The 10,212-nt window shown below is 64.4% G+C and carries 4 protein-coding genes and 4 pseudogenes; 7 read left to right on the top strand and 1 reads right to left on the bottom strand.

Features of this window, described 5'->3' with window-relative positions:
* The 3 genes and pseudogenes from ACL03I_RS37730 to ACL03I_RS37720 form a co-directional block, all read left to right on the top strand.
* Positions 1-196 (top strand): annotated as a pseudogene (locus ACL03I_RS37730) (transposase); the annotation flags it as partial.
* A gap of 213 nt (positions 197-409) precedes the next feature.
* Positions 410-1,627, top strand: coding sequence for an IS110 family RNA-guided transposase (locus ACL03I_RS37725; protein ID WP_412808445.1), 1,218 nt, complete (start codon positions 410-412; stop codon positions 1,625-1,627).
* Between the two features lie 187 nt (positions 1,628-1,814).
* Positions 1,815-3,893: an ISAzo13 family transposase gene (locus ACL03I_RS37720; protein WP_412808447.1), complete on the top strand. Its 2,079-nt coding sequence runs from the start codon at positions 1,815-1,817 to the stop codon at positions 3,891-3,893.
* A gap of 17 nt (positions 3,894-3,910) precedes the next feature.
* Here the strand turns inward: ACL03I_RS37720 and ACL03I_RS37715 are convergent.
* Positions 3,911-4,681, bottom strand: a pseudogene (locus tag ACL03I_RS37715) (IS256 family transposase); the annotation flags it as partial.
* 991 nt (positions 4,682-5,672) lie between these two features.
* On the opposite strand from ACL03I_RS37715, the gene ACL03I_RS37710 reads away from it, so the two are divergent.
* The 4 genes and pseudogenes from ACL03I_RS37710 to ACL03I_RS37695 all read left to right on the top strand — a co-directional run.
* Positions 5,673-7,292, top strand: coding sequence for a hypothetical protein (locus ACL03I_RS37710; RefSeq protein ID WP_412808444.1), 1,620 nt, complete (start codon positions 5,673-5,675; stop codon positions 7,290-7,292).
* A gap of 199 nt (positions 7,293-7,491) precedes the next feature.
* A complete protein-coding gene (locus ACL03I_RS37705) occupies positions 7,492-7,824 on the top strand; it encodes a hypothetical protein (RefSeq protein ID WP_412808443.1) in 333 nt (110 codons plus the stop codon).
* Positions 7,825-8,341: 517 nt separating this feature from the next.
* Positions 8,342-8,551: pseudogene (locus ACL03I_RS37700) on the top strand (DUF6924 domain-containing protein); the annotation flags it as partial.
* Positions 8,552-9,019: 468 nt separating this feature from the next.
* Positions 9,020-10,198: pseudogene (locus ACL03I_RS37695) on the top strand (IS110 family RNA-guided transposase); the annotation flags it as partial.
* Between the last annotated feature and the right edge of the window lie 14 nt (positions 10,199-10,212).

Raw genomic sequence — 10,212 nt, 5'->3', positions numbered from 1 at the left:
TGGCGAGAAGGACATCCTCGGGTTGTGGGCCGGCACCGGTGGCGAAGGCGCGAAGTTCTGGCTCAGCGTGCTCACCGATATCCGCAACCGCGGGGTCAAGGACGTGTTCTTCCTGGTCTGCGACGGGCTCAAGGGGCTGCCGGAGGTGGTGGGGAACGTGTGGCCGCTGGCCACGGTCCAGACCTCATCCGTCCACAATGCTGTCGCCGGGATGGTCCCGGCGGTCACTCGCACCACCCCGGTCACGACCTATGCAGACGTGCAACCTTCGAGGTCCAGATGCAGACCTGTCGGGCCGGGGTGGTGGCGGGCTTCACATCGGCCAGCGGGAGTAGCGCTTCGAGCGCCGAGATGAGGTTCCGGGGAAGCCGGCCGAGCGGTGGCCGAACTTCTTCTTGCAGGAGCATCGTTGGTTCACGTCACCGGCACCAGTCCAGCCGAACAGTCTGTGTTCGCGGGAATAGACTGGGGCGGAACACATCATCAAATATGTATTGTTGACCATGCTGGCAAGCTGATCGTTCAGAAGCGGGTCAGACACGACCTCGGCGGGTTCGCCGAACTCGACGACCTACTCGACCTTCCCGGCATCCGGATCGCGATCGAACGCGGTGAGGGGCTGCTGGTCGAGCACCTGCAGCTCCGTGGCCTTCCGGTTTACTGTGTGTCGCCGAAGGTTTCAGCCCGAGCCCGCGAACGCTATCGGCTGTCGGCGACCAAATCCGACAGCTTCGACGCGTTCGTCCTGGCCGACACCCTCCGTCATGAGCACACGCATTGGCGCCCGTTGCCGCTGCTGTCGCGAGACACCGCGGAACTCAAGGCGGTGATCCGTGACCGAGAGCGGATCATCTTGTCTCAGCGCAGTGTCGAGTCACAGCTGCGTGCTGTTCTCGACACGTATCATCCTGCGCCGCTGCACCTGTTCTCGACGCTCGACCGGGATATCACCCTGGACTTCCTCGCCGATTATCCGACACCCGCGCAGGCCGCTCGCGTCGGAGACAAGCGGATGGACGCGTTCTGCCGCCGACACGGCTACACGGGTCGAGTTCCAGCCGACCAGCTCGTGGAACGGCTCCAGCCGCACCTGCTGGCGGCGTCGGAGGGTACTACCGCGGGCAAGCAGTTCACCGCGCAACTGTTCGCCTCGCAGCTGCGGTTGCTGAACCAGCACATTCGGGCCTGCAATAAACGGATCGATCAACTTCTCGATGTTCACCCGGATGCGCCGATTTTCCTCAGCTTCCCGGGCATCGGGCCGGTCGTCGCGGCCACATTGATCGCCGAGATGGGTGGCGACCGCTCCCACTACCCAGACGCGCGGGTCCTGCTCGCCGAGGCCGGCCTGGCGCCGGTCACGCGCGCCTCTGGGCGCATGCATCAGGTCCGGTTCCGTTACGCCTGCAACCATCGAATGCGTCACGCCATCGACTGGTGGGCTTTCGTCGCCACCCGCGAGACCGACTGGGCCGCCAACGCCTATGAGCAAGCTCGAGCCCGTGGCCACGGCAAATACCGCGCTTTGCGTGGTGTCGGAGCCCGCTGGGTGCGGGTTCTCTGGCGCTGCTGGCAGGACAACACCATCTACAACCCGGAAAAGCACTCCAGCGCCGCAGCGGCCTGACCGCTACCTTCAGCAACCCGCGTGTCCACGACGCCACGCGGGCCGCAGTCATGCCATCAGAACCAACCCTCTCCGACCTCGCTGACAGCCTGCCAGTTGACAGCGGGAGTCTGCATCATCCATTGGAGTCGTAAAGTAACAACGTGTTGGTTTGGGCTTCAATGGGTTTCGGTTCTGGGTGGTAGTGCTGAAGGGCGGCGAGGTGGGTGTGGTCGCTCGGCTGCGGGCATTGTTGCCGCATTTGAACGAGCGGCAGCGGCGGTTGGCGTTGGGCGGCGAGGCCCTGGTGCTGGGGCATGGCGGGGTGCGGGCGGTGGCCCGGGCAGCCGGAGTCAGCGAAACCACGGTCCGCAAAGGTGTTGTCGAGGTCGAGGCCGGGGAGCATCGGCTGCCGGGCGGGCGTGTTCGGCGAGCTGGCGGTGGTCGTCGACGAGCCGAGGAGCTGGATCCGCGGCTGGTTGCGGCGTTGTTGGCGTTGGTGGAGCCGGATGAACGTGGCGATCCGATGTCGCCGCTGCGATGGACGGTGAAGTCGCTGCGGAACCTGGCTGCCGAACTGACCCGAGCCGGACATTCGGTGTCCGCGCCGACGGTAGGCCGATTGTTGAAGGCGCAGGGCTTCCGCCTCCAGGCCAACGCGAAGACCCTGGAAGGGACCCAGCATCCTGATCGGGATGTCCAGTTCCGCTATATAAACGAGCAGCTCAAGCGGCATCATGCCGGTGATCAGCCGGTGATCAGCATCGATGCCAAGAAGAAGGAACAACTCGGGCAGTTGCCCAACGCTGGGCGGCAGTGGCGTCCGAAGGGCGATCCGGTGCGGGTCGAGGACCACAGCTTCTACTTCATCGGCCCGGATGTCGACGTGGCCATCCCCTTCGGCGTCTACGACCTCGGCAACGACACCGGTTGGGTGAACGTGGGCACCGATCACGACACCTCGGTGTTCGCAGTGGAATCGATTCGGCGCTGGTGGCGGTCCCGCGGCTGCCTGGACTACCCCACCGCGGACCGGTTGTTGATCACCGCGGACTGCGGCGGGTCGAACAGCTACCGGTATCGGCTTTGGAAGGCCGAGCTCGCCGCGTTCGCCGCCGAGACCGGCCTGACCGTGACCGTGTGCCACTTCCCGCCGGGCACCTCGAAATGGAACAAGATCGAGCACCGGTTGTTCTCACACATCACCATGAACTGGCGCGGCAGGCCACTGACCAGCCATGAGGTCGTCGTCAATAGCATCGCAGCGACACGCACCCGGTCCGGGCTGCGGGTCCACGCCGAGCTCGACACCGGCACATATCCGACCGGGATCTCGATAAGCCGTGAGCAGGCCCGGTCACTACCGATCACACCACACCAACACAGAGGAACCTGGAACTACACCATCGCCCCGACCGGCCGCCAGAACACCGTCACCACAACCGAAGGCCGCAACGCGGCCAGAGCGCACGCTCTGGCGGCGCTCGCCGACCCGAAGGTCACCGGCTTACCCGCCCACGAACTGCAGCAGCTCTGCACGCTGCTGGCGCCGGCGCAAGCAGCGATCGCCGAGCAGCGCCAGTACCTGCAACGCGGCGGACCACGCCGAAAAGAACGCGGCGACCACGGCCGACCGTTGCTGACACCAGCCGACAAAGTGTTGATCACCGTGGTCTACCTGCGGCGGGTATGCCCCCAGAAAGTCCTGGTGGAACTGCTGGGGATCAACCCCAACACCATCGGCCGAGCGATCAGGGACACCCGCACCCTGATCGAAGAGCAGCAGATCGAGTTCTCCCAGACATCGCACTACTTCTCCCACATCGACGAGCTGCGCAACTGGCTCGACAACGACACCACCACAACAAGGATCGAAGCCGCTCGAGCGTTGACTCACCCCGACCTCACCGGCATGACCCGCGACGACTTCCAGGCCCTCGTCGACCGGATATCGGTTTCCTACCGCGCCTCGATCGAACAACGACGCCACCGCCAACGCGGCGGTGAACGCCGCCCCGGCACCCGGGGCGGACTGTTCCGCCAGAAGATCACCGACGCCGACCGAATCCTGGCCACCGTGCTGGCCCAACGCCAGCTATGCGACCAACAAACCCTCGCAGAACTGTTCGGCGTCAGCAGAGGCACCATCCGCAACGCCATCGACGACGTCCTGCCACTGCTCCAGCAACACCGAATTACCCCTGCACCCGCAATACGCCAGTTCACCACTGCCGCTGAAGTCCGCGACCTGATCGCCTCGGACACCGACCACAAATCGCCAAGTTGAATCTTTACGACTCCACAGTGGGTTCGGCAGCGCTGCCAGGACGCGCCGGGCACGGTCGCGCCGATCGCGGCAACGAGCCCGGCGTGGGCGGCGCTGGTGACGAGCTGGACGCCCGAGAGGCCGCGGGCAACCAGGTCACGGAAGAACGCCAGCCAGCCGGCACCGTCCTCGCCGGAGGTGACCTCGACGCCGAGGATTTCGCGGTAGCCCTCGGCCTTGACGCCGGTCGCGACCAGACAGTGCACGTTGACCACGCGCCCGTTCTCGCGGACCTTCAGTACCAGGGCGTCGGCGGCGACGAACGTGTACGGGCTTTGGTCGAGCGGGCGGGTGCGGAACGCCTCGACCCGGGTGTCCAGGTCGCGGGCCATCATCGACACCTGCGATTTCGACAGGCGGGTCTTACCGAGGGACTCGACGAGTTTCTCCATCCGCCGGGTCGATACGCCGAGCAGGTAGCAGGTCGCCACCACGCTGGTGAGGGCTCGTTCGGCGCGTTTGCGGCGTTCGAGCAGCCAGTCCGGAAAGTAGCTGCCCGACCGCAACTTCGGAATGGCGACATCGATCGTGCCGACTCGGGTGTCGAAATCACGGTGCCGGTATCCATTACGGGAGTTGACCCGCTGCTGGCTGCGTTCACCGTAGTCAGCACCGCACATCGCGTCTGCTTCGGCGCTCATCAGTGAGTGAACGACCGTCGACAGCATCTCACGCAGCAGGTCGGGGCCGGTTGCGGCGAGTTGCTCGGCGAACGACTTGCCGGGGTCGATAGGCTCGATCCTGGTCATCGCGTGAACTTTCCCTTCGTTGAGCTTGGCGGTTCAAGAAGGATCACGCGGTGGACCGCCCACTCTCCGGCTACGACACGCTCACACGGTCGCTACCGAGTCGCTGATGCACCACTCTGCTGGACGCAACCGCTGCCCCATCAGATAAGTCGACGGTTCATGATTACCGTGAAGCGTCACGATCTCTGGGCGTGTTTGATGCTGCCAGGTGGCAGTAAGCTGCCACGTGATCGTGGTGGGGATATCCTGCAGATCATGCGATTGGCATGACCGTTCGATTGTGCCGCGTTGGCAACCTTGGCGTGGATCGGCTTCGGTTCGGTGCCATGCCTCCGGCGTCGGCGGAGGGTCCCCCGGTGGGTATCCCCCGCGATCCAGAGATCAGTAGGGTCCAGGCCACAAGCGGAGATCGGGAATTTTCTATGCTGCCTTTTCAAATATCGGCGCATATTGCCGACCGGCTACGGATGCAGATTATTCTTCCGGCATAAGTCGACATACTGCAAACTCGACGCTAGTCCAGGTGAAATATATTCGAGAGAAAGTGAACACGTGAAATTTTTTAGTGCTGTGGGGCATTTCGCGGCAGATGTCGCACCGGTGGTTTTGCCCATCGCGGGTGGCGTGGCAGGCAGCATCGTGCCTGGGTTGGGAACTTCGGGTGGGATGATGCTAGGCAGTTTCCTGGGAGGTGCGGTAGGAACTGCTGTCGACGGCATTGTCGATGGAAATATCAACAGCATTCAGGAGGGAGTTGGCTGGGGGCTCGTAGGAGGAGCCTTGGCTGCGGGAGGTGGCCCGGTTATGGGCAAGGTTGCAAGCAGGGTGGGGTTGCCTGCTGTGGGAAGGGCTGGGGGCCTTATTCGTTCGGCGGGTAATGGGGCCGGGGGCTATGCCGCGAGCGAGCTGGTGAGCCGATTCAGCTCAAATTCCCATTCGCGAGGTCCGCTTCCGGTCATCCCAGTGGATCCGATTGAATGATTGGCGGTGGATGATGTCGACGAAGTGGCCTGACGAATTGAGGCGTTTGAATATGCCCGATCCGGATAAGGTCGATCTCTCACAGGCTGTCCAAGACTATTACCAGGGGTCGAAGGGGATCGCCGTGAGCCTGCGGCAGTATTTTCTGAGTACGGGTGAGGGATCCCCCGAGAGGCCGCCCGAGTTGAAGCCGCCAGAGCTGACCATCGAGTCGGATGACCGAAAGTTCAGTGGTATTCGAAATTACGAAGTGCTGAAAGAGAATCTCCGGATGGCAGGGATCCGTCTTCTGGAATTGTGCGGCCACGTGCCGGATCGGATCCGCAGATCCGCTGAGTATTCCAAGGATGTGAAAGTCTGGATTTCAGGTAGAATCGAGCATCACAACGAGGCTATCAGCCATTGGCCTAAGGACGGTATTAGTCTGGATGAGCAGTGCATAAAAGCGATCATCGCGACGATCAGGGAAGCGGATGCGGTAGTGGCCGACGCGGTGAAGGGTCAGCAGAAAGAAGCAGGAGAGATCGAGAAGCTGACCCTGCTCGTGAACAAGTTGAGGCACGAGGTGGAGGATCTATCAGGTCAGGTCAGGGGCCAAAACAACCGGTCGCTCGGGCGACTGGATCCAAAGGACCTGGGCCTGCGGAAAGATCTCGGTTCGCCGTTGGGTTCGGGTGCGCCGTTGGGTTCGGGTGCGCCGTTGGGTTCGGGTGCGCCGTTGGGTTCGGGTGCGCCGCTGGATTCAGTTCCGCCGCAGGATTCGGGACTGCCAGAAGAATCTGATATGGCGCAATATCCGAGCCATGTGAATCTTAGTCCGCAGGAGGCGATGGCAGGGCCGGTGGCTCCGTCGACGATGCCTGGTGGCTCGGCGACGGGCTACGGGTACGACCCGACAATGGGGATGCTGAGCGCGATGTGGCCAGCGATGTTCGGCAATATTGTGCGGCCCGACGGTCCGCGTCGCGAACCGGACACGGACCGCCGCGAGCCGGAGCACGCACCTGATGTGCCGCCACCGATTGCAGCGGTCACTGCGGCCCCCGGGGCGCCATCATGGAGCCAGGCCCCAGCCGGTGCGGTGCCGAACAAGCAACTGGCCGGTCCGGGCATCGGGTCGAATGTCGCGTCCACCCAAAATGCGTTGCCAGCGCGCATATCGGGACAAGACGGGAGTGTGGAGTACACGTTCCCGGACGGGCGGACCCAGCGGGTTTCCGCCATGGTTGCTCAGGCGTTGGATGCGGCTTTCGGCAACGCAAGTGGCACCGATGCGAAAGCCGCGTATGCCAAAACTTCGGCAAGGTGGTCGGACAAGAAGCAGATCGATCCGGTCGATTCGTACCAGCTGATGACCGGCGACGTCGCCACGTGGGACAAGGATCGTACCGCAGTGCTCGTGGTGTTCGGCTCCTACGAGGGTGGCCCGCCGGAGGTCGTCGTCAATGGTCGCCTGCAGCCGTTCGCCGCGCAAATGTCTGACAGCACAGGTGATTTCGGTCCGTTCGCCGGTTTCCGCCACCCACGCGGCATCGAATTGACCCCATCGGCGAATACGTCCGTGGGCCCTGCGTCATCGGTCGCGGGTGACCAGTCCATGGGGTCGGCTGCGGCTATTTCCGCGACGTAACGCCAGCGGCTCAGGAAGATTTCGAAGTACGCAAGGAAGTGGCGAGAGTCGCCGCTAAATCGGATCTACTCCGCCAATCGAGCAAGAGAGCAAACCAGTGACACAGCGAATTAGTGAAATGCCTGATATGGCGGAACGGGCAGCGAAAAATGTGGTCGATCGGGTGCATGCGGCAACACCGGTCGGACCCGGTTCCCGTGTGCGGGAGGACGAGCGGTCCGCGGGATACACGGGTGAACTGCAAGATATCGAGCGCCAGACCTCGGCCCTGCCACGGACGGGCGCGGTCGAGACCGACATGGGATCTTCCACGGGACCGGGTTCAGCCCTGCTGCTGGGGGCGATGTTGCCGATGATCGCACAGCAAGCCGAGATGCGGCGCCTCGCCGATCAGGATCTGAACAAACGGAGGGCGGCGCTCGACCGACCTGATTTGGACCACTACCAGGGCAGCGTCGCGGCAGCCACGACGGCGCCGGTGTCAGGAGTGATGACGCCGGTTTCAGCCACCGCGGCTTCGGCTCCGCGGTAGAGATGGGACTGCAGAGCAATCCAGGGTGGCCCACGACCTCGGCCTCGGGGCCGGGCTCCGTCCTCCCCGGGGTTCCCAACTGGCGGGCTTCGGCCGTGGCCGAGGCGGTCCATCAGGCGGGCGGCCGGATCAGGCCGCAGTTGTGGCATGTCGGAATGGATCGCACCGTCGGCCATCCGCCGGCCCTTGACGTTTCGAGGATCGGCCGCTCCGGCATCGCCCTCGAGGGCACGAACTCGGGCCGAGAGATAACCCACGCGGATATCGAACACGTCCCCGAACCGGCGATCCAGATCGGCCCGTGCCCCGTACCTTCTTCGACGACGGAGGTGGTTGGCGGAGCAGGCTCGACGAGCTGGGCGGGTCGATGAGGACGGCTGGGTGGGCGCAGACTTGGACCCAGTAGAGATCGACGTGGAGCAATGTCCGCTGACGGCGTTGAGCGTCGATAACCGGGCCTTCGAAGGCCTCCTGCCGGGGCAGGTCCCGGCGCTGATCCCGCCCGTCCAAGGAGCACACCCAGCTGGTCGTTCTGGCTGACGCCAGGACCTTTGCCGAGCCGGGCCGGCCACTGACCGTTGTCGACCTGTTCGATATTCCCGGCCAGCCCGCGGTCCTTCCCTGCCGCATGGTCGGATCGATGGTGTGCAGCCTGGAGATCAGCAACATGGACTTCTACGAGTTCGTTGCGGTGGTGGACACGGAGCCGTGGTGGGAGGGCTCCTGAAAGAGCGCGATACCGTCTTTATACGGTGAACGGCGTCAGAGCCTACGAACGCGACTGAGGCCGACGAACTTCTGCGCGCGCAGGAAAGCAGCCTTGGTCGGATCGCTGAGAAGGCCGGCCTCCCGGACACATCTCTACTTATCCCTGAACGATCGGGACTCAGTCTGGATGCCCAGTTCCTCCCTGGCCGCTCGAGGCCTTCCCATAGGCAGGCACCGGACTGCTGGTCCGACCGTTCGGGTTTGGTGTCGGCGACCCCCTTGTGCGTCCTTGGTCTTTGAGGCCTCGTGTCAGGCCGCGGGCGACGGGACCAGATCAGGTGAGGCACTGCCGCCGCGATCTCTTCACACCTCTTGGGACTCGATCCCTCGGTGCAGACCGAGACGAAGGCGACAGTTCATGCGGCCGGATTCGGTGGACACGGTGTGTCGTCCGGATCCGGCCGTTGCCTGCGACTGGGATTAGGCTGAACTGACCCAGCTTCTGGCCGATGCCGGCGACACCGCCGAAGACCCGATCCCGGTCGCGATCGAAACCCCGCGCGGGCTCATGGTCGCGGCCCTGCGCGCCTGCGGGCGACCGGTGTTCGCGATCAACCCGATGGCTGTGGCCCGCTATCGCGAACGCCACTCGGTGGCTCGCGCCAAGTCCGACCACGCCGACGCGATGACCCTGGCCAACATCCTGCGCGTCGATGCCCACCTGCACCGAAGACTTCCTGCCGACAGCGAACTGGCCCAAGCCATCGCGGTCCTGGCCCGCGCTCAGCAGGACGCGGTGTGGCGACGCACCAAGGCAGGCAACGAACTGCGGTCCCTGCTGCGTGAGTACTACCCGGCATTCCTGGACACCTTCGCCGCCCGCTCGGCCACCAACCTCGCCAAGCCCGAGGCCCGGGCCGTTCTGGCCATCGCGCCGACACCCGCAGCCGCGGGGAAGCTGACCAAGACGCGGGTGGCCGCAGCACTGCGCCGCGCCGGCCGCAAACGCGGCATCGATCAGCTCGCCAGCGAAATCGTCGAAGGCACCCGGTCGGCGCAACTACGCCAGCCCGGACCGGTCGAGCAGGCGATGGGCCGCCAAGCACTCGCGCTGCTGGCGATGCTGGATGCCGCCTGCGAGGGCGCCGACGAGCTGGAACAAGCCGCGGCCGAACAATTCCGCAGCCACCCCGACTACGCCGTCATCACTAGCTTCCCGGGCCTGGCCGACCTCACCGGCGCCCGCATGCTCGCCGAGCTCGGCGATGACCGCCGACGGTTCGCCGACGCCCGGGCGTTGAAGGCCTATGCCGGATCCGCACCCGTCACCCGGGCCTCCGGCAAATCCATCTCCATCACCCACCGCCGGATCAAGAACGACCGCCTGGCCGCCGTCGGCTGGATCTGGGGCACCACCATGGTCGTCCTGCCCGGCCCCGCCCAACAGCACTATCGACACCGCCGCGATCACGGCGACCGTCACGCACCAGCAGTCCGCCACCTGTTCAACAAGATGCTCGGCCAGCTCTACCACTGCCTGCACACCCACCAGACCTATGACCCCACCAAAGCCTTCGGAGAACTGGCTAAGCAGGTGAATCCTGGCGCCGGTGAGATCGAGCGCCACATGACGGCTCCAACGCTGAATCCTGCAAGCAAGTTCTGACTCACGCGGAAGTG

The sequence above is a fragment of the Nocardia sichangensis genome (assembly GCF_047200615.1).
GTDB lineage: Bacteria > Actinomycetota > Actinomycetes > Mycobacteriales > Mycobacteriaceae > Nocardia > Nocardia sichangensis.
Note: the sequence above shows the minus strand (reverse complement) of the source record. Positions and strands in the feature narration are given on the sequence as shown.